At 35.7% G+C, this 22,825-nt stretch carries 24 protein-coding genes and 1 pseudogene; 13 read left to right on the top strand and 12 right to left on the bottom strand.

The window, feature by feature from the left end; all coding sequences use genetic code 11:
- Positions 1 to 165: 165 nt before the first annotated feature.
- The 3 genes from RT261_RS19245 to RT261_RS19235 all read left to right on the top strand — a co-directional run bounded on the left by RT261_RS19245 (position 166) and on the right by RT261_RS19235 (position 1,768).
- The gene (locus tag RT261_RS19245; protein ID WP_442871783.1) at positions 166 to 879 is read left to right on the top strand and encodes a lysophospholipid acyltransferase family protein; all 714 of its coding nucleotides are present in this window, start codon (positions 166 to 168) and stop codon (positions 877 to 879) included.
- Between the two features lie 175 nt (positions 880 to 1,054).
- On the top strand, positions 1,055 to 1,525 hold the full coding sequence (locus RT261_RS19240) for a low molecular weight protein-tyrosine-phosphatase (RefSeq protein WP_313134744.1): 471 nt from the start codon (positions 1,055 to 1,057) through the stop codon (positions 1,523 to 1,525).
- A gap of 12 nt (positions 1,526 to 1,537) precedes the next feature.
- Entirely contained in the window at positions 1,538 to 1,768 is a 231-nt protein-coding gene (locus RT261_RS19235; protein WP_313134743.1) for a hypothetical protein, read from the top strand.
- A gap of 197 nt (positions 1,769 to 1,965) precedes the next feature.
- Here the strand turns inward: RT261_RS19235 and RT261_RS19230 are convergent, their stop codons facing one another.
- The 4 genes from RT261_RS19230 to RT261_RS19215 form a co-directional block, all read right to left on the bottom strand.
- Complete coding sequence (locus RT261_RS19230; protein WP_313134742.1) at positions 1,966 to 2,577, bottom strand: manganese catalase family protein; 612 nt, start codon at positions 2,575 to 2,577, stop codon at positions 1,966 to 1,968.
- Positions 2,578 to 2,580: 3 nt separating this feature from the next.
- Positions 2,581 to 2,835, bottom strand: a complete 255-nt coding sequence (locus RT261_RS19225) for a spore coat protein CotJB (RefSeq protein ID WP_313134741.1) — start codon at positions 2,833 to 2,835, stop codon at positions 2,581 to 2,583.
- Entirely contained in the window at positions 2,832 to 3,155 is a 324-nt protein-coding gene (locus tag RT261_RS19220; RefSeq protein WP_313134740.1) for a spore coat associated protein CotJA, read from the bottom strand. Before RT261_RS19220 ends, RT261_RS19225 begins: the two co-directional genes overlap by 4 nt.
- A gap of 177 nt (positions 3,156 to 3,332) precedes the next feature.
- Positions 3,333 to 4,196, bottom strand: a complete 864-nt coding sequence (locus tag RT261_RS19215; protein ID WP_313134739.1) for a YitT family protein — start codon at positions 4,194 to 4,196, stop codon at positions 3,333 to 3,335.
- 341 nt (positions 4,197 to 4,537) lie between these two features.
- Here RT261_RS19215 and RT261_RS19210 point away from each other — a divergent pair, with 341 nt between their 5' ends.
- The 10 genes from RT261_RS19210 (at position 4,538) to RT261_RS19165 (ending at position 15,461) form a co-directional block, all read left to right on the top strand.
- Entirely contained in the window at positions 4,538 to 5,038 is a 501-nt protein-coding gene (locus RT261_RS19210; protein ID WP_313134737.1) for an RNA polymerase sigma factor, read from the top strand.
- A 34-nt stretch (positions 5,039 to 5,072) separates the two neighbouring features.
- Positions 5,073 to 5,945 (top strand): DUF3298 and DUF4163 domain-containing protein, encoded by an 873-nt coding sequence (locus RT261_RS19205; RefSeq protein WP_313134736.1) that lies wholly within the window; start codon positions 5,073 to 5,075, stop codon positions 5,943 to 5,945.
- Between the two features lie 367 nt (positions 5,946 to 6,312).
- Positions 6,313 to 7,278, top strand: coding sequence for an ABC transporter permease (locus tag RT261_RS19200; protein WP_313134735.1), 966 nt, complete (start codon positions 6,313 to 6,315; stop codon positions 7,276 to 7,278).
- A gap of 13 nt (positions 7,279 to 7,291) precedes the next feature.
- The gene (locus tag RT261_RS19195; RefSeq protein ID WP_313134734.1) at positions 7,292 to 8,230 is read left to right on the top strand and encodes a carbohydrate ABC transporter permease; all 939 of its coding nucleotides are present in this window, start codon (positions 7,292 to 7,294) and stop codon (positions 8,228 to 8,230) included.
- Between the two features lie 58 nt (positions 8,231 to 8,288).
- Positions 8,289 to 9,920 carry an ABC transporter substrate-binding protein gene (locus RT261_RS19190; RefSeq protein ID WP_313134733.1) on the top strand — a complete coding sequence of 544 codons (1,632 nt, stop codon included), beginning with the start codon at positions 8,289 to 8,291 and terminating at the stop codon, positions 9,918 to 9,920.
- A 103-nt stretch (positions 9,921 to 10,023) separates the two neighbouring features.
- Positions 10,024 to 12,141, top strand: coding sequence for a methyl-accepting chemotaxis protein (locus RT261_RS19185; RefSeq protein WP_313134732.1), 2,118 nt, complete (start codon positions 10,024 to 10,026; stop codon positions 12,139 to 12,141).
- Positions 12,142 to 12,425: 284 nt separating this feature from the next.
- Entirely contained in the window at positions 12,426 to 12,587 is a 162-nt protein-coding gene (locus RT261_RS19180; RefSeq protein WP_313134731.1) for a hypothetical protein, read from the top strand.
- Positions 12,588 to 12,695: 108 nt separating this feature from the next.
- Positions 12,696 to 14,084 (top strand): Cys-rich peptide radical SAM maturase CcpM, encoded by a 1,389-nt coding sequence (gene ccpM / locus RT261_RS19175; RefSeq protein WP_313134730.1) that lies wholly within the window; start codon positions 12,696 to 12,698, stop codon positions 14,082 to 14,084.
- A 2-nt stretch (positions 14,085 to 14,086) separates the two neighbouring features.
- The gene (locus RT261_RS19170; RefSeq protein ID WP_313134729.1) at positions 14,087 to 15,196 is read left to right on the top strand and encodes a TIGR04066 family peptide maturation system protein; all 1,110 of its coding nucleotides are present in this window, start codon (positions 14,087 to 14,089) and stop codon (positions 15,194 to 15,196) included.
- Positions 15,197 to 15,215: 19 nt separating this feature from the next.
- Positions 15,216 to 15,461, top strand: coding sequence for an acyl carrier protein (locus tag RT261_RS19165; RefSeq protein ID WP_313134728.1), 246 nt, complete (start codon positions 15,216 to 15,218; stop codon positions 15,459 to 15,461).
- Between the two features lie 193 nt (positions 15,462 to 15,654).
- Here RT261_RS19165 and RT261_RS19160 read toward each other — a convergent pair whose 3' ends face one another.
- The 8 genes and pseudogenes from RT261_RS19160 to RT261_RS19125 all read right to left on the bottom strand — a co-directional run bounded on the left by RT261_RS19160 (position 15,655) and on the right by RT261_RS19125 (position 22,679).
- Entirely contained in the window at positions 15,655 to 17,367 is a 1,713-nt protein-coding gene (locus RT261_RS19160) for an ABC transporter ATP-binding protein (RefSeq protein ID WP_313134727.1), read from the bottom strand.
- On the bottom strand, positions 17,360 to 18,814 hold the full coding sequence (locus tag RT261_RS19155) for a S8 family serine peptidase (protein ID WP_313134726.1): 1,455 nt from the start codon (positions 18,812 to 18,814) through the stop codon (positions 17,360 to 17,362). Before RT261_RS19155 ends, RT261_RS19160 begins: the two co-directional genes overlap by 8 nt.
- Before the next feature lie 250 nt (positions 18,815 to 19,064).
- Positions 19,065 to 19,273 (bottom strand): annotated as a pseudogene (locus tag RT261_RS21045) (type VI secretion protein); the annotation flags it as partial.
- A 53-nt stretch (positions 19,274 to 19,326) separates the two neighbouring features.
- Positions 19,327 to 20,373, bottom strand: a complete 1,047-nt coding sequence (locus RT261_RS19145) for a MupG family TIM beta-alpha barrel fold protein (RefSeq protein ID WP_313134725.1) — start codon at positions 20,371 to 20,373, stop codon at positions 19,327 to 19,329.
- The gene (gene murQ, locus RT261_RS19140; RefSeq protein WP_313134724.1) at positions 20,370 to 21,275 is read right to left on the bottom strand and encodes an N-acetylmuramic acid 6-phosphate etherase; all 906 of its coding nucleotides are present in this window, start codon (positions 21,273 to 21,275) and stop codon (positions 20,370 to 20,372) included. The genes RT261_RS19145 and murQ overlap by 4 nt, the downstream gene beginning before the upstream one ends.
- 1 nt (position 21,276) lies before the next feature.
- Entirely contained in the window at positions 21,277 to 21,615 is a 339-nt protein-coding gene (locus RT261_RS19135; protein WP_313134723.1) for a PTS lactose/cellobiose transporter subunit IIA, read from the bottom strand.
- A 3-nt stretch (positions 21,616 to 21,618) separates the two neighbouring features.
- Entirely contained in the window at positions 21,619 to 21,921 is a 303-nt protein-coding gene (locus tag RT261_RS19130) for a PTS sugar transporter subunit IIB (protein WP_313134722.1), read from the bottom strand.
- Positions 21,922 to 22,004: 83 nt separating this feature from the next.
- Entirely contained in the window at positions 22,005 to 22,679 is a 675-nt protein-coding gene (locus RT261_RS19125) for a PIG-L deacetylase family protein (RefSeq protein ID WP_313134721.1), read from the bottom strand.
- Positions 22,680 to 22,825: the final 146 nt, after the last annotated feature.

The following is a 22,825-nucleotide window of genomic DNA, read 5'->3' as shown; positions in this document are numbered from 1 at the left end:
TTTTTTCGAGTGGAGTGCCAAGATCATGAACGCGCTTTACGTTCATGATATAATAAAAACGTAATGAGGAAAATGCAAGCTTGCTTGATTTTTTTCGAGTGGAGTGCCAAGATCATGAACGCGCTTTACGTTCATGATATAATATACGAAAGGCTGGAATCAGCTATGAGACGAATCATTTTAATGGCAGTTAGAAGCATCTTTCAACTACCTTCTTGGTTGTATAAAATACGCAAATTATCTAATACGGAAAAATATGATGAGGCAACGAGATATGCTTTACTGCATCGTGTAACTCCTATTGCAAACCGCCATGGCCGGATTAAAATAGAGTGTCATGGGCTCGAGAACCTTCCGGAAGAAAACGGATATGTATTATATCCAAATCATCAGGGATTATTTGATGTATTGGCAATTTTAGAAACCCATGAGCAACCGGTTTCTACTGTGTCAAAAAAAGAAGTTGAAAATCTTTTCTTTATTAAATATGTATTCAAAATGCTTGGTACAAAATTTATTGTTCGTGAAGATATACGCCAATCCATGAAAGTTATGATGGAGGTAACCAAGGAGCTGAAAGAAGGACGCAATTATATAATATTTGCAGAAGGAACCCGCTCCCGTAATAAAAATAACATTCTGGAATTTAAAGGCGGCAGTTTCAAATGTGCTGCCAATGCCAGATGTCCAATCGTTCCGGTTGCAATAATTGACTCCTATAAAGCTTTTGATACCAATTCATTAGCTAAATTAACCGTTCAGATTCATTATCTGAAGCCACTATATTATGAAGATTACAAAGATATGAAAACAGTGGAAATAGCTGAAACGGTTTCTCAAATGATTCAGAAAACAATTAAAGAGAACGAAACAATTTAAACCATTAAGAAAGAAACTGCAAGTTTAAATTGAACTGCTTTTATTTACAGAGTTCTTAAATCCTTATGTACTTTATGAGATATTTAAGAGCTCTCTTTTTGTGCTATTTTTCTGTGCAAAAATCCTAAAATTGTGTTAATATCTTTATTAGCACAATGATACAAGGAGGTGAATTATGATAAATGTAATGTTTGTATGTCATGGCAACATCTGCCGTTCTCCAATGGCAGAATTTCTATTTCGAGATATAGTTACTAAGAGGAGCCTTGGCAGCCAATTTCATGCAGCTTCCTCTGCCACCAGTACTGAGGAAATAGGTAATCCGGTTCATTACGGTACCCGAAATAAACTAAACGAGTACGGCATATCTACAAAAGGAAAATATGCCATACAACTGACCGGGAAAGATTATGATAAATACGATTATATAATCGGAATGGATCAGCGAAATATAATAAACATAGACAAAATCGTAGGCACTGACCGGAAAAATAAAGTAAGAAAACTCTTAGACTTTACTTCTGACTCAAGAGACATAGCCGATCCCTGGTATACCGGAGACTTCGATCAGACTTACCGTGATATTTATGAGGGCTGTGAAGCCTTACTAGATTATATCCTGATTCAAAAAGAAAATAAGCTATAAGGAGGCTAAGAAATGCGGGAAGTAACTTTTAAAATGGAACGTCAGGGTTTAGTTAAAGAAGGGGACGAAGTCCGTATTATTGAACGTCCTTCTCCAGCTAATTATTCCTATATTATAGAGCCCGCCGTAGCAATGTCCGGATGTATTCCTTTTAGCCAGAGGATTAAATCCAAAAGCGGTGTGGTAAAAGAAATTAAACATACCGAGCGGGGCTATTATGTAATTGTAGAATTTAATGAGTAAATATCTGTTCATTAACAAAAAATCATTTTCATAGCAGGCTTCTGTAACCCAGTATTTCCCCACGGACAGCAACTTAAAATAACCTTAAAGGCACAGAATTGGTTGGAAAAAGCCAGTTCTATGCCTCCAAGGTTATAATCACTTAAAAAACGAAATAGTATCAAACCATGTTATCTACTATTTCATAAATAATAGCACTATTTTGTTCTAAAGTCTTTATCAAATGCTGGATTAAATGCATAGAAGTTTCTGGAATCTAATTTATCTTGAACAATACGTAAACCTTCACCAAATCTTTGATAATGGACAATTTCTCTTGCTCTTAGGAATCGAATGGGATCAGCAATATCTGGATCTTTTACCATACGTAAGATATTGTCATAAGTAGTCCTTGCTTTTTGTTCTGCTGCCATATCTTCGTGTAAATCCGTGATAGGATCTCCTTTCGATTGAAAAAAGGTAGAGCTAAAAGGCATTCCGCTGGCTGCTTGGGGCCATAATCCTACGGTATGATCTACAAAGTAAGTGTCAAAACCTTGGGCTTTAATTTCTTCAATAGTAAGGTCTCTCGTTAACTGATGAACGATGGTGCTTACTATTTCCATATGAGCAAGTTCTTCCGTTCCAATATCTGTCAGCAGACCTGCAACTTCTCTATAGGGCATGGTGTATCTTTGGGAAAGATATCTCATAGAAGCTGCTAATTCTCCGTCGGGACCACCAAACTGCGTGATTATAAACTTAGCCGCTTTCGCATTTGGCGTTTTAATATTTACAGGGTATTGTAATCGTTTTTCATAACTCCACATAAATTAGCACTCTCCTTCCCATGGCCATGGTTCAGTAACCCAGGTCCATACATTCTCAGTTTTTACATCATAAGAAGAGATAGGACCATAACAATCTCTATACTCTTTTACAGCTTCTTTTCTTAACTGCCTATAATTTTCATAATACTCTAAAGCTTCCTTGTCACAGGGATGGGTATCAAGGAATAGCTTTACATCGTCAATAGCAAAACTTACTTCTGTAATACAGCGCATTAATTGATCTCTGCTTCTTGTCATGATCTATCACCTCTCATTCCACATCCATCTTTGTATCCGTAGAAGGGAAGTACTAATTCTTCAAATATAGTACCATGAGCCAGACCTGTAGGTGCGTCAAATACCTTTCTCCATTTTTGGAATGGAACGTATGCCATGGCTAATGGCATTCTATCCAAGCATTTATCAGCAAGGTCTTCATTGCAAACATCCTTTTTTACTTCTTCTCGCAACTCAGAACCTAATTCGCCGCAGCCACAGGAATCATCAGAAGCATTCCGGTATGAACCCATATTTCTACGATTGTTATAACGTCCATACCTTTGTTGTCTGTAATCCATTTAGTAAATCTCCTTTATTTTATTTATATCACCATTTTATGAAACTAATTATGTATGGTGACAATTAAAATAAAGAAAGACACATATTCTATGGATTTCTTACATAAAATATGTGTCAAAATATAACGGGAAAATAGATGGTTTTGCAAAGGTTTAAAACCCCCGGTAAATCTTAAATTAACCTCGAAAACCTCGTCCAATTATTTCACTTGTATTGGTTATTAGCATAAATGCTTCCGGCTCAGCTTGTTTTACAAACTTCCTTAATTGAATTGCCTGAGCACGGCTCATTACGGTTAAAATAATTTTCTTATTCTTATGGGAAAATGCCCCTTGTGCTTCAAACACGGTAGCGCTTCTATTTAAACCATTTATAATATATTCACAAATAGGATTAGGGTCTTCACAAATAACTGTAAAATACTTGTGCAAATTCATATTTTCTATTGCACTATCTACCACTGCTGATTTTAATATCAGTCCCAGTAAAGAAAGTAACCCGGTTTTTACATCGAAAACAAGAAATGCAGCCAGGGTTAATAATAAGTCTGTATAGAATAGAGAACGTCCTATATCCGTATTGGTGTATTTTTTAAGTAACATGGCTACAACATCCGTACCCCCGGTGGATGCGCCAATATTAAAAAGTATCGCTGCTCCTGCTGCAGGAAGTGCAACAGCAAATGCCAATTCCAAAACAGGCTCATTCGTTATTGGTCTATTCATTGGCACAAGAACTTCTAGTACCTTTAATGCCAGAGACATTAAAAGACTTCCATATGCGGTTTTGTTTCCAAAACTCTTTCCTAATACAAGATAGCCCACTATAAGTAATAAAATATTAACTATTAAAACTATTGTTCCTGAGCTTACTCCTTCGCCAAAAAAGCTGCTAAGAAGAATAGCCAGTGCGGTAACTCCTCCGATAGAAAAGTTGTTTGGAAATTTAAAAAAGTATACCCCGAAAACCACCAACATAACTCCAATTGTAATCAGAACATACTCTTTCAATTTTTCTCTAATGGTATTAAATGGTATCACAGGTCCTCCTCTAAAATACACTTAAGCCTTACAAAGTATATTTTTCTTTTATTATAGGCAAAATTGCCATTACTCCACTCCATAGTATGCTATTGTCTAATTAAAAAGTCAAGTATTTATTAGAAAAATCGCCTATTCGCCCCTTTCATAGTTAGGAAGTTTAGAACTTAATAATATCCTATAGATTTAAAAATTTGATAACTTTTATAATTTTTTATAATTTCGCTAAAACTATTTTTAGGTTTACACCGTCTTATTATTAGAATAAGATAAAGCATGCAGTTCTTATTTATAATCGATATAATTATTTCATCCGGTATTGCGCAAGAAGGGGATTTAGTATGAAACCAAAGATTAACCAAAATATTGTAGAAAATTTTTTGATAGAGAATAGGGAAGCTTATTATCGATTGGCTTACAGTTATGTACATAACAAGGACGATGCTCTTGATATTGTGCAGGACGCAATATGTAAGGCTTTGAGCTCGTCTAAAAGTTTAAATGATCCAAATTCCATAAAGTCCTGGTTCTACCGTATTGTTGTAAATACATCCCTTGATTTTATCCGGAAAAATAAAAGAATGGTATATGTAGAAGCCGAGGACTTAGAAGTATTAGGCCCAAGCAAAAGCGACCAATATGAAGATTATGATCTTCAGAAAGCCCTTGAGAAACTTCCAACCATGAGTAAAACAATTATAACATTACGTTTTTTTGAAGATATGACCTTTGAAGAAATTGCACAAATATTGGATCAGAATATCAATACTGTTAAAACAAGGTTTTACACATCCATACGTAAGCTTCGAATTGAGTTGGACGATATTACAGATTATTATTAAATCCCTAACCCGTAAAACAGAAAAGAGGTTGAATATGAAAAAACTTTATGAATTAAAAAATGATTATCTTAATGTGCAAATTCCAGATGAGTTAGAATTTCTTGTTAAAAAAACCGTTACGAAAAAGGAGAAAAATATGAAACGAAAGAAAAAATTTTTAACATGTACAGCATCTGTAGCGGCTGCAGCTGCAGTTTTTGTAGGAACTATAAATATTAGCCCGGTTGCAGCTCAAGCTATGTCAAATGTTCCTGTTCTTAAGGATCTGGTTAAGGTGGTAACCTTCCGTGAATACCATTATGAGGACGACAGCCATGAACTGGACATTAAAGTTCCACATATTAATGGATTAGATAATAGTGATCTGGAAGACATTCTAAATGATGATTATGTTAAAGAAAACGAGCAGCTCTATAAGGAGTTCATGGAACAAATCGGCAATGAAGACAATTTAAATGCAAAGTATTTTGCACTATACACAGACTATGAAGTAAAAACAAATACAGACAGCTTATTGGTTGTTGCTAATCACAAAACAGAAATTGCTGCCTCCGGTTATGAGACCGTACATTATAATAATATTGATAAGCAGAATAAACTTTTAATTACACTTCCAAGCTTATTCAAAGATGACAGCTACATTGAATTGATTAGTGAAAATATTAAATCTCAAATGAAAGAACAAACGAAAGGGGACGAAGATAAGGTTTATTTCTTAGATGATGACAGGGCTGACAGCTTTACATCTATTAAAGAAGATCAGAGTTTTTACATTAATTCCGAAGGTAAACTGGTAATCTCCTTTAATGAGTATGAAGTTGCTCCTGGATATATGGGTATTGTAGAATTTACTATACCAACAAATGTACTACAGGATGTACTAGCAAGTAATTATTATATTAAATAATATCGGAAGGACTTTTTCAGAATAATTCCCTTCCTATTATAGATATTAAAATAGAGCAGCATAAAAATATCTCCAACCATGTTCATGTGGCTGGAGATATTTTTATTGAACTTAATCACTGTCATATCAAAATTAGACTTACATTTATGCAACTGAAATCAAATTATTCTCAAACAATGAAAATTTAAACCAATTTGTAGCAAGATAACAACACAATGCAAAAAATAACAATTTCGTTTCATGACATTTTACCAATTAACAAGTAAAATGAATATAGAAAAACAACAAAAAAACTAGTGCGGAATATAGTTTAATTGGGTGATTTTCATATATTTGGCGCTGAGCTTTTAAGGGAGGAGTAAATAAAATGTCTAATTCGATGGTGTCAGCAAAGTCGCCTTCAAAGGGTTTCGCGAAAAGAAAAAAAACTATTATTTTATTAAGTATGCTTGCTCCAGGAGCAATTTGGCTTGTCCTGTTGCGGTACCTACCGATGTTCGGTATCGTAATTGCATTTCAAAAATTTACAATTTACACCAAGGATCCAACTCTATTTAACAATATTAAGCATAGTGCCTGGGTAGGCCTTAAAAACTTCGAGTTTTTGTTTGCCACCTCGGACTCCTGGAAAATGATTAGAAACACAGTTGGTTATAATGCTTTATGGATTGTGCTTGGAACTGTCATTGCAGTAGCTTTCGCGATTATGTTAAGCTTAATAACCAAAAAGTTTGTAGCAAAAACCTATCAAACTTTGATGTTCTTTCCTTACTTTCTAAGCTGGGTTGTTGCAAGTTATTTCTTAATGGCTTTTTTGGATCCGACATACGGTCTTATTGCTCATTTTCAGAAACAGGCGGGAATGGAGGTAACCCAATGGTATTTCATTAATAAGCCATGGCCCATCATTCTGACGATTGCTTATCTTTGGAAAAATATCGGCTATTCAACGGTTCTGTATCTGGCTGCAATAACCGGTATCGACAGTTCTCAGTATGAAGCAGCAAGTATTGATGGAGCAAATAAATGGCAGCAGATTCGATATATCACAATTCCTCATTTAAAACCTATGATTATCATCCTGCTTATCATGAGTGTAGGACGTATTATTAACTCGGACTTTGGATTGTTTTATACGGTACCTAAAAACTCCGGGCCTCTGTTCCCTACCACGCAGGTTATGGATACATATGTATATCGTGCATTTATGGCTACTAAAAATCCGGGTATGAGTACGGCAGCCAGTTTATTGCAGAATGTAGTTGGTTTTTTCTGTGTTATAACTGCTAACTCAATTGTACGCAAAATAGATGAAGAAAGCAGTTTGTTCTAGGAGGAGGAGAATCATGAAATCTGATACTGTAAAAATAGTTTCGGCAAAGCGTAAGTCAAGAATGAATTCGATTGGCCTGCCTGCTGAGATTGTAATTTATATTATACTTGGCCTTTTTTGTTTGCTTTGCGTTGTTCCTTTTATATTTGTTGTAATCATTTCCTTTAGTTCCGAAGATAGTATACGAGAAATTGGCTACTCCTTTACCCCGCTTAAGTGGTCACTGGAAGCATATAAATTCGCATTCACTTCAAACAAAGGAATTTGGCGTTCCTACTTTAACAGCTTTTTTATTACTATTTTAGGTACAGTGTTAAGTGTTGCAATTTGTGTATTATATTCTTATCCACTATTTCGAAAGGATTTTAAGTATCGCAAATTCTTTACCTTCTTCTGTTTCTTTACCATGTTGTTCGGAGGAGGTTTAGTACCAACCTATTATGTGAGTAAGAATATATTGGGCCTAAACGATAATTATGCAGCGTTAATTGTACCTGCGCTATTTAATCCATTTAATATCATTGTTATGCGAACGTTCTTTCAAAGTTCGGTACCCACGGAACTGATTGAAGCTGCTGCAATCGATGGCAGCGGAGAATATAATACCTTGCTTAAAATAATCGTTCCGATTGCAAAGCCTGGAATTGCTACCATTGCATTATTGAATGCACTTGCATACTGGAATGAATGGTATCTGGCCATGCTGTATATCCGAACTGAAGAACTTTATCCTCTGCAGTATCTGTTAATGAGATCGCAGCAGAATATTGACTTTTTAACAAGGAATGCCACTTTGCTGGGCTCAGAGATTTCAAAAATCGTAAATGACTTACCGCAGCAAAATTTACGAATGGCGCTTGCTGTGCTGATTGTAGTTCCGATTGCATTCGCCTATCCATTTTTCCAAAGATTTATCATATCGGGTCTTACAGTAGGATCAGTAAAAGGGTAAGAACGGCTTATTTAAAAGTCGCTTACATAAATATAATATTTTTAGGGAGGGTTATAAAATGAAGAAAAAAGTACTATCAATTGTCCTGACGATCATGACGCTGACCGTACTACTTACTGGCTGTGGCAAAACAAAAGACAAAGAAACAACAGACACAAAAACTTCAAGCAAAACCGTAACTGATACACCTGGCACTGATGAAAAGGATCCAGCACCAACAGAAGAAGCAAATGTTGATATATCAGAACCAGTTACATTAACCTGGTATCTCGAAGGAAATAGTGTTTCCGATGATAAGGCTGTATTGGAAAAAGCTAACGCATACCTGAAGGAGAAATTGAATGTAACCTTGAAGCCAATCTGGGGTACCTGGGGTAACTTCAATGATAATGTAACACTCTCCATTAGTGGTGGAGATGACGTGGATATTTATTTCACATGCTCCTGGACTTCAAATGAATACAATAAATTTTCTAAAGATGGTGCTTATCTTCGTCTAGATAAGGACGACAATAACCTGATTGAAAAATATGCTTCGAATGCATGGAATCAGCTTCCAGATATTTTGAAAAACAGTGCTAAAATTCCTGGATCTGATGGAGAAGGTGTATATGCATTTCCAGTCTACAAGGATTATGCTACCCAGAACTGCTGGGATGTGAATGTAACATTGTTAGAGAAATACGGATATACTCTTGATGATATTAAGAATACAGATTATTATGGTTTTGGAGAAATTCTTAAGAAAGTGAAAGAAGGAGAAGGAAAAGACTTCTATCCACTTTTAGTTGAGGGTATGGTACTGGAAAGAATGGTAAATAATTCAATTATGGTTACTGGTGACTCCCAAGACTGTAATATGCTTTCTTACTATATCAATCCTACAGATGTATCAAAAGAAGGTGTTTATAGCAATAAGATACTAAGTAAGTTTGAGACACCTGAATATAAGAAATTTATCGAAAAGACTCGTGAATATTATTTAGCTGGATATATTGATCCTCAAATGGCTATTAAAGACCAGGCAAATGATGCTCGTACTGCAGCTCAGAATGCAGCAAAATATCTCATAGGTACACAAAGCTATTCTCTTGGATATGAAATCCAGGAAAGTTCAAAACGTGGAATTGAAGTAGCGATGGTTCCTTGCACACCTGCTTATATTGATACCACAGCTTCTCAAGGTGCTATGATGGCTATATCCGCAACTTGCAAGAATCCTGAAAGAGCAATTATGTTCCTTAACTTACTAAATACCGATCCAGAACTTATGACTTTATTAAACTTTGGTATAGAAGGTACTCATTATGACATGGCAAATGGTGAAGTTGTATTTAACCAAGATGCTCGTGGCACCTATGCACCTTGGACCAATGGCCTAGGTAACGTTACAATTCTTCCACCACAGGAAGGTCAGGGACTTAATTTCTATGATACTTTTAAAGAATATTATGCATCATCAGTTGCAATCCCAATTAATGGATATGTTTTCGATCCAGGAAATATTGAGACGCAAATGGCTGCATTAGCAAACGTAGGTGGAGAATACGCTCTTGCACTTAATACCGGTGCCATTGATCCTGCTACAAAATTACCTGAATTTATACAGAAACTAAAAGACAATGGTATTGATCAAGTAGTAAATGAAGCTAATGTACAATTAGATGCATGGCTCGCTAAAAATAAATAATGACCATGATATAATATAAAAAAGACGTGTCGTATATTAACTAGAATTTTAATATACGGCACGTTTTTGTTTAGGAATCTAAAGATAAACGGGAGGGTAAAGAATGCGTAAGGTGCTAAAAAATTCTAAGTACATAGATCCATCGGATAAAGATTGTGATGGGGATGATAGAAAAAGCGAGAACCGAATCAGTAAAATTGGAACCTATTTCTTTTCCATACGTTTTAAATTAATTGCTTCTTTTCTGGTGCCCATCGCATTCATCATATTATTAGGCATCGTTTCCTTTCGAGTGGCGGCTGACAGTATTGTCCGTAATTATGAAACTGCAACCCTTCAATCCATTGATATGGCCAGTGAATATCTGCGTTTTGGCTTGGAGGCAGCAGAAAATACAGCGGTCCAATATATGAGAGACGATACCATTACAAAACATTTTTTGAATCTATATAGTAGTGATGCATTAGAATATAGGAATAGAGAAGACAGAATTTTTAATCAACTAAAAACGAAAAAGAAAACGGATGAATTTATCGGGAATATTTATATCCTATCGGATCTAGTCCCATCCATCGCAACGGTATCTGATCTTCAAGGCAATCTATATGGGGGCTTTATTAAAACTGATCTTGGCACTTATCTTAAGACGAATAAAACGAAACATGCATGGATTGGGGAGAATGAATATCTGGACAGTAACCTTGGAACCTCCGATAGCCCCTATTCAATGCGTTATGTACGTAATTTTACATCTGCAGAGGCACTAATGGTGATTGATATCAGTAAAGATACCGTAGATAGGATTCTCGAGAATCTTAAAATAGACAAGACCGGCTTTGTTGGAGTTGTTACCGAAGATGGAAGAGAAATTACATTAAACGATAATGAAGATTCTTTATTCTATGGAGAAGCCTTCTATCAGGCTGCAGTAACTGCTAAGGAGGACACAGGGGCAGAATACGTTGATTATCACGGACAGGATTATCTGTTCATGTATTCCAAGATAGGGAATACCGACATCGTTATCTGTTCACTAATACCGAAAAAAACAATTACCAGCCAGGCAGACAATATCAAATTAATTACCTATGTGATTGTGTTCATTGCATGTTTAATAGCAGTTTTAACCTGCTTTGGGATATCAATGGGTATTGATAAAACCATTAAAGAGATTATCGTCGGACTTAAAAAAGCAGCAAAAGGTGATCTTACAGTTTCTTTTCATTCCAGGAGCAGGGATGAGTTTCATCTTTTGATTAGTGAAATTCAGAATACCTTCCTGAATATGAAATCTTTAATTATGCAGGCGAAGGAATTAAGCGGTGAGGTATCAAACTCCTCCATTGATGTGACAAAAACCTCAGGAATGTTTTTTAAATCTACAGAGGATATTACATCTGCCATTCTTGAAATTGAACAGGGCATCTCCCAGCAGGCAAAGGAAGCAGAGCAATGCTTAACCCAGATGGATCAATTATCTCAAAGGATTGCCTTGGTAAGTAATAATACCAGGGAAATTGCAGAGATTGCAGATAAAACGATACATAATACAAAGGACGGGGCCGTTGTAACAGAGCACCTAAATCAACAAACTAAGACTACCATTGAAATTACTACAGATATCATTAATAAAATTGAAAAATTAGCAGAGAAATCCTCTACCATAAACAATATTGTGAATGTAATTAATGAGATTGCAGACCAAACGAATCTGCTATCTTTAAACGCTTCCATTGAGGCGGCTCGTGCAGGAAACTATGGAAGGGGCTTTTCAGTAGTCGCTAATGAGATAAGGAAGCTGGCAGAACAATCCCAGAAATCGGTGAATGATATTAAGGATATCATAAGCAGTATACAAGATGATACGAAAAATGCGGTACAAATTACTTTAGAAGCAGAAAAAGCACTAAAATTACAGGATGGAGCTGTAAAAAATACAATGAAATCATTTCATAATATCTCAGATAGTGTAGAGGATTTAATGACTTATTTAAATCATATTGCTGATAATGTAGGCAATATGGAAGATGCAAGAGTCAGCACTACGGAAGCGATATCAAATATATCGGCAGTAATGGAAGAAATTGCAGCCTCCACAAATACGGTTAATCAAAACTCTAATTTACAGTTATCCTCCGTGGAAACTTTGAATAATTCAGCAGGTAATTTAAATGAGAATGCAAAACAACTGGTGGAGGCAGTATATAAATTTCAAATATGATTGTAATCATGCTGGGGCAAATGGGAAACTCAGCTGCATCAAGGCATTAACACTAGTTCAATTTAATATCATTCAAACAAATTGTCTGATATCAATAATTCTTTAATATGTATTTTTCAACAGTTCAAAGACGAAAGCGCGCAGTTGAATTTGTTGTAAAAATAGAAGCTGTGATTGTAAATGAAGATTAGTCTTGCTGCTCAAACTTGAAAATTCAATCTTCGTAATGAATGTATATTTTTACAATCACCACAAAAATAACTCAATCGAAAGGGGATACTAAAATGAATAATCCGAAAAAATTAAACAAAAACAACAATGTTTCAAAAAGCGGTCTCACTTCATATGCATGTACTACTTACTGCCAGTGCGATAAAAGCTGCTACGGCGGAAGCAGTGCAGGAATGCAGGTAAATACAATAGGTTCTACTGTTAGAGAATGGTAATCTGCTATCAGGTAGATGAAAGCGCCTAGTGTAACATAACTTGGGGATAAGGATATTTGATCATATAAGTATCCTTATCCCCTATAATACATAGCAGGAGGAAATCAAATGAACCCTATTTATAAAACTTTTTCGACACTAAGCGGATTCTATGTTTATGACAGAAGTACGAATTCTATTATCAACATTGAAAGAAATGAGTTTGATCTACTGAACAAAAATGATAAGCAAACAATTATACAATTTAAGAAAAAAGGTTATATGGAAGATAATGGTATTGAGCGGATTAGACATCTTAGTACGGATTACCTTAAGCATTACCTTCATAATAATATAGAGCAACTCACTTTACAGCTAACACAGAATTGTAATCTGCGATGCAGTTATTGCCCTTATATGGGTGGGTATGATAATCGAAAGTATTCCAATAAAATAATCTCCATTGAAACAATCCGGAAAGGAATTGACTTTCTATTCGCCCATTCACAAAATTCAAAACAGATTGCAATCGGTTTTTACGGCGGTGAGCCATTATTGGAAATGCCTTTACTTAAGGATGCTGTAGAATACATAGAGGAAATAAAGGAAGGCCGGGAGGTTGTCCTTACTTTGACGACAAATGGAACTTTACTGACTGATGATAATGTCGAATTCTTTATAAAGAAAAATTTTCAAATTCTTATAAGCCTTGATGGTGCTAAAGAATACCATAATGCCAACCGGGTGTTTCCTAATGGGGAAGGATCTTTCGATGTTATTATGAAAAAGCTCAGACATATACAGCAGAAATATCCCACATTCTTTTCCAAATTAACAATTAATTCTGTTATCAGTACCAATAATGATTTATCTTGTAGTAATGATTTTTTTAATGCAGACGAAGTCTTGGAACAACTCGTTGTAAACATGACTACGTTAAGTGAACATAATTCCAAAGATTCTATACTGTATGATGATAGCTTTAAAATAATCAATGACTTTGAAACATGTAAAGCATATCTATTTATGATAGGAAAAATCTCACAGCGTCATGTGTCAAAGCTATATAAGTCAAGTATAGGGCAAGTGAATAGTATATATAAAACATTGGAACCCCATGAAATAAAAGAAAAAGAAATGCATCCCGGAGGCCCATGCCTACCTGGTGTTTCCCGCCTTTTCATGGATGTGGACGGTAACTTTTACCCCTGCGAGCGGGTCAGTGAATCATCAGAAATTATGAGAATCGGTCATATAGATTCGGGAATTGATATTGCGAAAGCAAAATATCTACTTAATGTGGGAGCCATTACGGAGCAGGAATGCATAAACTGCTTTGCCTTTAATTTCTGTAAGGCCTGCTGTTCTAGTGCCGACGGTAATACGGAACTGTCGAGAGAGAAGAAGCTCGCCAATTGTAACAATATCAAATATTCAGCATTAACAGATATGAAGTTGATAACAATGCTCAAAGAATTTAACTATAACTTTGAAGAATCAGCATATGAGGAAAAATGAATATGGATAAAAATTTGATGATATATCCTTTTAATAAGCGGGTTAGTGCTATTGCCAGGTACGCTCGATTGTTGAAAGGTTACGTATTAACAGCGGCCGTATCCCCTAAAAACTACGGCTATGATGGTAAAGATGTTTCCTACATAGATGGTGGAGAATTTGTCGGTATCACAATCACTTCCTCGTTTCGAGAAGGACTTGAACAATGTGACTGTATTTTATTTTCTGCCAGTACTTTTCTTATGGATATGAACTACTACGAAGAAAAAATTCAAGAGGCTAGTAACTGTGGTAAAGAGGTATGGATTACAAAAGAATTGGCCAAGGACTTCATTAATGCTCAAAGAAGTATCCCTACAGGTGTCAAAATACTTGGAAGTAATCCTGACCAGCAAAGGGTTTCATATAATGAGATAAATACTATACAAGAAATCAACGTTCCAATTATATCACTCTTTCAGGTCGGAGAATTTTGTCATGGTTTTGACACCCAGCTATTGATGGCAGAACGATTTGAAAAAGAAGGATATCGGGTGAGTAAAGTCAGTTCCAATACACTTGGGGCATTATTCAACGTTCATATGGTGCCAGACTATATCTATGACCCCCATATGCCTTACGAAGATAAAATTGTGAGTTTCAATCATTTTCTTAATTCTATTGTAGAAGATATTCAACCCGATATTATCTTGTTGGAAGTTGAGGAAGCAATCCTTCCATACAATCACCGAATTACAAATCACTTTGGAGTCACTCCAACAATTATTGCAAAATCAGCTCAGGCAGATATTAGTATATTAAGCCTTTATTATAGTAACTATGACAAAGAATATCTTGACCGACTAAGGGCCTTTTGCAGGTATGCGTTAAATGCAGAAATAAATCATATAAACATGACAAATGAAACCATGTTTGTTAAGGAAATTAATTACACAGACCCTCTCCATTATGTATCCGTGGATCGGGATATATTGCTTAATTCCATCGGTTCTAGTCTTAAGGACTATGATTGCATGTTCTTCCATACCTATGATTTAGCCGGTGTGGATGCTGTATATCGTGATATCCTGTGTAAACTTACACAAAATAAAGACGTTATTATAACAAGCTGACAGGGGAGGTACCGATTAGATGAATAAAGAATTAGTTATAGAAGAATTAAAAAGAATACTATATAATTTATTACAGATAACCGTTTCTGATGGAGATGTTAATTTATTCAGCACTGACATCAATATTTCTCCAGTAAATATGGTTTATCTACTTTTGGAATTAGAAAAAAAATTTGCCATTACCATAGATGACCGGTTCATGGATGAACTTCCCAATATAACCATTAATCATCTAGCAGATGCGATTTGTGTATGTTCCAAGTAAATATGTCACGAATTATAATATATAATTGAGAAATCTGAAACCGTCTTTTACTCATTGATATAAGGGGTCGCAACAGAAATGAGTTTTCGTTTACCGGAAGACCAAAGGGTTCTAAAGATGACCACAGATGAGGAAGGCAATGAATGAAATGTACTAATACATTGCCCCGCATCAATGCGAGGTAATGTATTAGTTATGATCTGCCTAACAAATCTACCATCGCGGAAAAATCTTGATTACCATTATATAACTCCTTATAGCTTCCACTTACAAGTCCTTCCGGACCTATCAAGATAATCTGATCCACTTCTTTTAATACTTCCTGCTTATGTGTGACCACAATAACCGTTTTTTCCTTTAGCCTGCTATGAAGCAGATTATTAATCTGCATTTCAGAATACACATCCGTATTGGATGTTGCTTCATCAAAAATGATAATTGACTTATCATGTAACAGCGCACGTGCCATCGCAATCTTTTGCTTTTGTCCTCCTGACAACAGGGAACCATTTTGTCCTACCGAATAGTCTAAAGATACTTCATCTATGAAATCTTTTAATCCGCTGTCAATCACAGCCTGCATTATTTCTTCTTCGCTTTTCTTTTTATACAGACAAATATTATTACGGATTGTATTATCAAATAAATATACTTGCTGGCTAACTACCGATATCATTTCCCGATATTCGGATAACGCAAAAGATAGAACATCTTCCCCATCTAATAAAATTTCCCCCTGGTCAGGCTCATACATCCGTGTAATCAATCCGATTATTGTGGATTTTCCTGTCCCATTTTTACCGATTAATGCGGTCTTACTCCCTTTCTCAAATCTTATGCACATATTTTCCAGGATTGGCTTATTACGTACATAAGAAAAACTGACACCCCGCAGTTCCATTGTTCCGAATACAGGATGGATCAAAGCATTCCCTCTCTCCTCTTCTTCCTCCAAATCCATGAATTCATAGAACCGTTTTGTGGAAGGAATAATACCAGATAGCATATATCCAATATTTAATATTCCTGAAATGGGTGCGGTTACATAAGTGCTATAGGTAATAAAAGCAAAAACACTTCCCACGGACAGCTTAAAATCAAATACTAAATTAGCTCCCATGATATACAATACCATAATCAGAAGCTGAATCATAAGGGTATCCATTGAAGCATTCCATACCCCAAGCAGATTTATCTTTTTCCTTTGCAAAACGACTTTCTTTTGTTTGTTTTCAAATTCCTGCTTTTTCGCATCTGCAATATTAAACAGCTTTATTTCATGGACACCGCCCACAGTATCCCCAAACCACTTTGCGTACTCCTGAGCATCCTCAATATATTGATCTGCATACAACTTTCTCCTCCGTGCAAGATATTTCATGAATAAATATTTACATGGGATATAAATGAGCACAAGTAGAGTCATCTTATAGTTGATAATAAAAAGACCAATGATACCTCCAGTGATGCTAAAAACCTGGGTAACAATAAAAAAAGCCGCCCCATCGGTAATGGATACCATATATGCAATATCCGTATTTAAATTGTTGAAAATTTCTGTATAGTTTTTCCCCGTAAAATAATTTGCTTTTACCTTTATTAAATGCTGAAAGGCTCTCTCTGATAGGGAGTATTCTAGTTTAGCCGAAATATCTGTCCTTTTTTTCTCTTTTAGTAAATCAATTGCCGCATTAACGATAGGTAGAATAGCTGATATCATAATCAACTTAATTAATAATTCTTTATCCCCTCCAATAAATCCATAATCCATGATACTCCTGCTTAGCAAAGGGATACATAGATTAAGCCCAGTAGAGATAATTAGGCAGCCGAAAATAAAACAAATTATTCTTTTATATTCTGCCAAAAGACTAACCAATTTTTTAACTGCATCTTTATTACTCATTTATATTTCCCCCTAGTATTTCTTTAATCTTCTGAAAAATTATTTGTATAGATTCAAAACCTACTTCTTCAAGCAGGACTCGCTCTTTGATAATATTTTCGTAGAAAAATAAAACCTGATAATTGTATTCCTGCTTTTCAAATACAACCCTTAGATCAGCCTTTTCCTGTAATCGCTCTGATTGCGGCATGATATCTGGAGATATACCGAGCAGCAATGCGGCGTTCTGCTTACAATAAGTCTGCCGGTAAATAAAATAATCGAGAGCGGATTCATATTCTTTTTTCAATGCGTCTTCTGGTATATACTCCAAGCCATACAATACGCTTTCCACATGAAAACTAACTGTATATACATGGTAGCCATCCTGGTAAAAACTTCTTTTTAATTCGGAAAGAAAATACATCTCGTCCATGTATCCGTCCCATTCGCATAAAATAGTTGGGATATTAAGTTCCATTACTTTTTCATTACGTCTACTATCCAGAATATGCTTCATTCTATTTTGGGAACTCCAGAAAAATCTGTCCCTAATTGGTTCTTTCACTTTCTCGTTACCCAAATAAACAATATTCTTATTGTAGAAATTTTCTTCCTTTATTTGAGATAAATCATCAATGATAACAGTATCAATTAGATGCATTTTTTCTTCTGTCATTCCTTCCACTGTGTTAAAATAATATTTCGCCTTACTTTTAAGCTTTGAAGTTTTGACTAAGGCTGTATGAATCCAGTCCGGCTCATAATATTGTGGGAGAAAAAATATTCCATAGTTCTTTGCAATAGGTTGTAGATTCTTTATGACTTCATGTATATTAATAGATGATATATTGGTACATATTTTGCCTATTAGTGCCGTAATGTATGGCGCAGCATAGCTATTGCTTTGCTGTATAATAATTTTTTCGTCTTGAATCATAAGTTCCTGTTTTACTGGTGCCAGTACATTAATTCCAAGATTCTCCTTGTAGGTAAACCTGTTGTATTTCCTGCTATCTGTTGCCACTCCTATTACATTAGAAAGAGAGGCTGGATAAGAAACATATTCACTGTTTGAATTCGCTGCAATGACAAGTAACCCTTGCATTGCGTACTGATTGATTAGCTTTTGTATCGGCTCTTTGTCTTCAAAGTACGTTGACCCAAGACTTAAATTTATAATTTGAATTTGATGCTGCAGGCACCACTCCATTGCCGGATGCAGCTTGGATAGTAAGCCCTTCCCATTTTCATTTAAGACTTTTACACTGCTTAAAATACATTCGGGAAAATAATTTTCAATAATCATTGCACAGATAGTCCCATGCATAAAGCTTACCTGCGACATGTTATCATTATCAAAGATACATTCTCCTTCATTCGTCACTAATATCTTATGTTCCAATGGATTTTTCAAAAGAGATTCATTTACACCATTATCAATAATGGCAATTCTAATGTTTTTCAATCACTATCACCTACTCCCCCTATATCAACAACCTTCTTTAATATGATATAAAGAATTCTATTCATTAATATTTTTTTGCGCGAGGATACCAATTTTTGTCCTGTTATATGCTTTGTATTAGCCATAATGTTCGATGTGCTTCCCCAGAAGTAAATTAGCAGATATAGTTAGGTATAGAATATTCTTTCCCCTCTTCATTATTATACCTATTTAACTTCAATACTTCTACTAAATTTTACTATTTTATGTCATTCTTCTTTTCTGCATTGTTAATGTTTTTCTTTTCTACTGCTGGTGTGACCTGCCCAGTATAGATACGTAACGTCACACCGTCTTTTTCCCCTAAATGGTAAAGAATTGATGCTCATCTGTAAAAGTTCGGATATCCTTTAAAACCCAGATACTCCGATGAGTATTTTCACAGATATAGTGATCGGTATAAAACAGTATAAAAATAGGGCCAAAAAACGCTTAAAAACCAGCCATTTTCAGCCCAAAATTGTTTCATTCTTTTATTCAGTTTTTAATTTGATCCCCATTCCATTCTTAATATATGGAAGGTACTTTAAATATGCCAAATCCACATGACCTATTACATTTACTCTATCATCCTGAGGTAGATCACGCCTTGCTATTTCCATTTCACCTTCATATCTTAAATATTTGCTATTGGAGATACAAATGCTGCCCTTCTTTCGTTCTATACAATTTTCCGGTTTAATTTCATTTTTTAACCTACGTGATTCAACAGAGCGAAAAAGGAAACTGCTGGAGTCAATACGGTCGTGATGAACCATGCCGGTAATGAAATGATATTTCTTATCTATCTCTGCCTTTATTTCCATCATATCCTGATTTAGCATCTCTATATCCTTCCATGCTTCCTCTGATACATCAACGTCTCCCACCATAACCAGATCACACTTTGCGTCAAAATACATTTCCAATATATTTAATGTAACATCATTCTTATTAAAACGATGTGTCTCCACGGTAGGTAATCCCGCAAACAACGGTCCCCGCATTGTCATATTCCCCGGTACAAATCCCATCGTTTGTAAGCCTTCCATTCTTAAATTTTCATTTATTTCATGTACTCTTTCAATGGAAAGTCCCGTATACTCCTTGGGATAATAATTATGGCAGGCTATGAATCTTGATAAATCTGCTTTGGCTGTCTTCCAATCTTGTATATCTTTTGCTGTAATTGTGGAAGCGTTCAATACAATTTGAAATGTCTCTGACAGCTTTACTATTTCTTCCGGCGAATATCCATAATCCAGTCTTATTGATGTAATTCCCCAAGTTTCCAGATCTTCTATTGTATTACAAGACAGTTTTTTTACCGTCTCCGGACTGGCATCCGCAATCAGTTGTATTCCATACTCTTTACACTTTTCCAAAAGCTTTTTTGTCTCTTTTTCGTAATCATCAACATTTTCTTCCGGAATTTGCAAAGATGTAAACGCATAAGAAACTTTCGCGGCTTTTGCTTTTTTTAAAATTTCTACATTCTTATCCAGATTTGTTCCTAAATAGATGGAAATTCCTATCTTCACTCTTTCTTCTCCTTTATTGCCTTACGGACACTTCCTTGGGTTGATTCTAATATCTCTCTTGCTTCATTGGCAGGCTTATCCAACATAAACATGGTTATTGCTAATTTTGCACTTCCACCTGCTTCTTTTAATAATCCTCTGGCAGTTTCTCTGTCGGTTGATGTTGCACTCATTACAATGTCTTCTGTCCTGACGGTTAATTTCTCATTGGTATTTTGAAGATCCACCATTAAATTTTCATACACCTTCCCAATTTTAACCATGCTTCCGGTAGAAATCATGTTTAGAATCATCTTTTGCGCCGTTCCTGCTTTTAATCTTGTAGAACCGGTCAGTATCTCCGGACCAGTAACAGGCTCTATGGATACATCTGCTTCTTTTCCTATTACGGAATCCTTATTGCATGCTATAGCGGCTGTTTTACATCCTATGCTTGATGCATATTTTAAACCATATAAGACATAGGGGGTTCTGCCGCTTGCAGATAATCCAATTACCATATCCCTTTCTGTTAACTCCAGCTTTTTCAATTCCTGTTCTGCAAGTATTTTACTGTCTTCTGCTCCTTCTACCGCATGAAAAAGTGCTTCTCTTCCTCCTGCTATAATACCGGTTACCAATTCTTCCGATACTCCAAAGGTTGGTGGACATTCACTGGCATCCAATACGCCCAGGCGTCCTGATGTTCCGGCTCCAATATAAATTAATCGCCCTTGTTGCTCCAGAGCTTTTGCCGCCATGTCAATAGTATCTGCAATCTGTGGTATAACGCTTCGAACAGCTTTTACCACATTTTCATCCTCTCTATTTGCAGCCATGGCAATTTCTACGGAGCTCATATTATCCAGGTTCATGGTATCCCTGTTTCTTTTTTCTGTTGTATAAGTAGCTAAGTTTATCATTTTATGCCTTTCCGATTATGCCTTTTTCCTTCAAGATTTTATACATTTCTATGAATTCCTCCGCCAAAATTCCAAATGCTTCAGCACTCATCAATTGATCTTCCGCATGCATCAGGAGCATTTGACAATTTTGAATATCTAACTCACCGGATGCAGATTTTTGTATCAATTCCAAGTGAGTATGATGCCCTTCTTTAAATTGCTCTCTTCCGAATTCTACTAATTCTTTTGCTTTATCAAAATCTCCATATCTGGCCTGTTCAATTGCTTCTATATAGCTGCTTCTGGCACTTCCTACATAAGTAATAATCTGAAACAGCATAGTTTCTAAATTTTCCATCTTCTATTCCTCCATACACCGTCTAGCCTGTACCAATGCACCTTTACCATCAATCATTCCATAAACCCGCATGTCTATTGCTTCAATTATTTTATCAGGGTACTCTTTTTTCAGCTTATTCATCATATATTTGACCTGTGGCCCTAATAAAACAATGTCCGCTTTCGGAATTACACCTGGCGCATCTGCTATCGGATATGCATTTATTTCGCATTCATAATTATCGGCTTTTGCAGCATCCCTCATATGTGATACTAACAAACTCGTTGACATTCCCGCTACACATATTAAAACAATTTTTTTCATAATAATCCTCCTTCACCTTTAATGCCTGCGAACTTGGGTGCAAGCACATTATTTATTAAGCAAATTGTTTCACAAATCTTGTTCTATTCATTATCAATTAAAGCCCCATGCATATAAGCTTTTACAAAACCATGGCTTCCTGCCTCAATGGCTCTTACGGTTCCCATAGAATGATAATAATCATAATATGGAACATCATTCACCTTGCCTTTAAAGATTTTGTAGTTCTGTAACCCATCAAACCAGGTTTTCATACTTTCTTCACTCATCCTGACATATACAGTGGGAATAAATCCAATCAGGTCTTCGCAATTCTCTCCATAATAGAGTTGTATTGGACTTCCTTCATCACGAAGCATCCTCACCGCCTGTGTTACTGCCTCATAAGTATAATAATGTCTTGGATGCAATGTTCCACGTGCATGTGTTATTACACAGTCTACTTTTTCTCGTCTCAGATATTCCAATATTATTTTTGTAAATTCTTCTACAACCGGTAATTCTGCTGATATATAGTTCATGCTAAAGCTATCGCATCCCATGGCAGCAGCCGCTTTTCTAATCTCATGGTCTAATGCATCCTCATATGCCTTTTTCTCTTCATCCGTTGCAGATACATCCGTAAGACGTCCCTTAGTCACATGTACGAAGGTACAGGCAGCACCCTGTTCCGCATATTTTATAAGCATTGGTCCACCCATAAGTTCCGCATCTAATGGATGTGCACCAATGGATACTATTCTATTGTATTTTGCCATTCCCTATTCCTCCTATATATTCTTTCGGTAAAGTTGATAGGTTCTATAAACACTCATTCCATGACGTTCATAGAACCTCATTGCAGCGCCATGAGTCCATAAAAAATATGCATAATAAATTCCTCTTTTCTGCATTTCCCTCATCT

Source organism: Anaerocolumna sp., assembly GCF_032079385.1.
Taxonomy (GTDB): domain Bacteria; phylum Bacillota; class Clostridia; order Lachnospirales; family Lachnospiraceae; genus Anaerocolumna.
The sequence above is the reverse complement of the archived record's forward strand: the minus strand, read 5'-3'. Positions and strand labels throughout refer to the sequence as shown.

Excerpts from the sequence above, each read along its gene's own strand:
- RT261_RS19165 (WP_313134728.1), top strand. The coding sequence starts at position 15,216 with ATGAATAAAGAATTAGTTATAGAAGAATTAAAAAGAATACTATATAAT.
- RT261_RS19135 (WP_313134723.1), bottom strand. The coding sequence starts at position 21,615 with ATGGAAAATTTAGAAACTATGCTGTTTCAGATTATTACTTATGTAGGA.
- RT261_RS19170 (WP_313134729.1), top strand. The coding sequence starts at position 14,087 with ATGGATAAAAATTTGATGATATATCCTTTTAATAAGCGGGTTAGTGCT.
- RT261_RS19210 (WP_313134737.1), top strand. The coding sequence starts at position 4,538 with ATGAAACCAAAGATTAACCAAAATATTGTAGAAAATTTTTTGATAGAG.
- RT261_RS19185 (WP_313134732.1), top strand. The coding sequence starts at position 10,024 with ATGCGTAAGGTGCTAAAAAATTCTAAGTACATAGATCCATCGGATAAA.
- RT261_RS19125 (WP_313134721.1), bottom strand. The coding sequence starts at position 22,679 with ATGGCAAAATACAATAGAATAGTATCCATTGGTGCACATCCATTAGAT.
- RT261_RS19190 (WP_313134733.1), top strand. The coding sequence starts at position 8,289 with ATGAAGAAAAAAGTACTATCAATTGTCCTGACGATCATGACGCTGACC.
- RT261_RS19130 (WP_313134722.1), bottom strand. The coding sequence starts at position 21,921 with ATGAAAAAAATTGTTTTAATATGTGTAGCGGGAATGTCAACGAGTTTG.
- RT261_RS19240 (WP_313134744.1), top strand. The coding sequence starts at position 1,055 with ATGATAAATGTAATGTTTGTATGTCATGGCAACATCTGCCGTTCTCCA.
- RT261_RS19235 (WP_313134743.1), top strand. The coding sequence starts at position 1,538 with ATGCGGGAAGTAACTTTTAAAATGGAACGTCAGGGTTTAGTTAAAGAA.
- RT261_RS19160 (WP_313134727.1), bottom strand. The coding sequence starts at position 17,367 with ATGAGTAATAAAGATGCAGTTAAAAAATTGGTTAGTCTTTTGGCAGAA.
- RT261_RS19205 (WP_313134736.1), top strand. The coding sequence starts at position 5,073 with ATGAAAAAACTTTATGAATTAAAAAATGATTATCTTAATGTGCAAATT.
- ccpM (WP_313134730.1), top strand. The coding sequence starts at position 12,696 with ATGAACCCTATTTATAAAACTTTTTCGACACTAAGCGGATTCTATGTT.
- RT261_RS19225 (WP_313134741.1), bottom strand. The coding sequence starts at position 2,835 with ATGACAAGAAGCAGAGATCAATTAATGCGCTGTATTACAGAAGTAAGT.
- RT261_RS19245 (WP_442871783.1), top strand. The coding sequence starts at position 166 with ATGAGACGAATCATTTTAATGGCAGTTAGAAGCATCTTTCAACTACCT.
- RT261_RS19200 (WP_313134735.1), top strand. The coding sequence starts at position 6,313 with ATGTCTAATTCGATGGTGTCAGCAAAGTCGCCTTCAAAGGGTTTCGCG.
- RT261_RS19180 (WP_313134731.1), top strand. The coding sequence starts at position 12,426 with ATGAATAATCCGAAAAAATTAAACAAAAACAACAATGTTTCAAAAAGC.
- murQ (WP_313134724.1), bottom strand. The coding sequence starts at position 21,275 with ATGATAAACTTAGCTACTTATACAACAGAAAAAAGAAACAGGGATACC.
- RT261_RS19230 (WP_313134742.1), bottom strand. The coding sequence starts at position 2,577 with ATGTGGAGTTATGAAAAACGATTACAATACCCTGTAAATATTAAAACG.
- RT261_RS19195 (WP_313134734.1), top strand. The coding sequence starts at position 7,292 with ATGAAATCTGATACTGTAAAAATAGTTTCGGCAAAGCGTAAGTCAAGA.
- RT261_RS19220 (WP_313134740.1), bottom strand. The coding sequence starts at position 3,155 with ATGGATTACAGACAACAAAGGTATGGACGTTATAACAATCGTAGAAAT.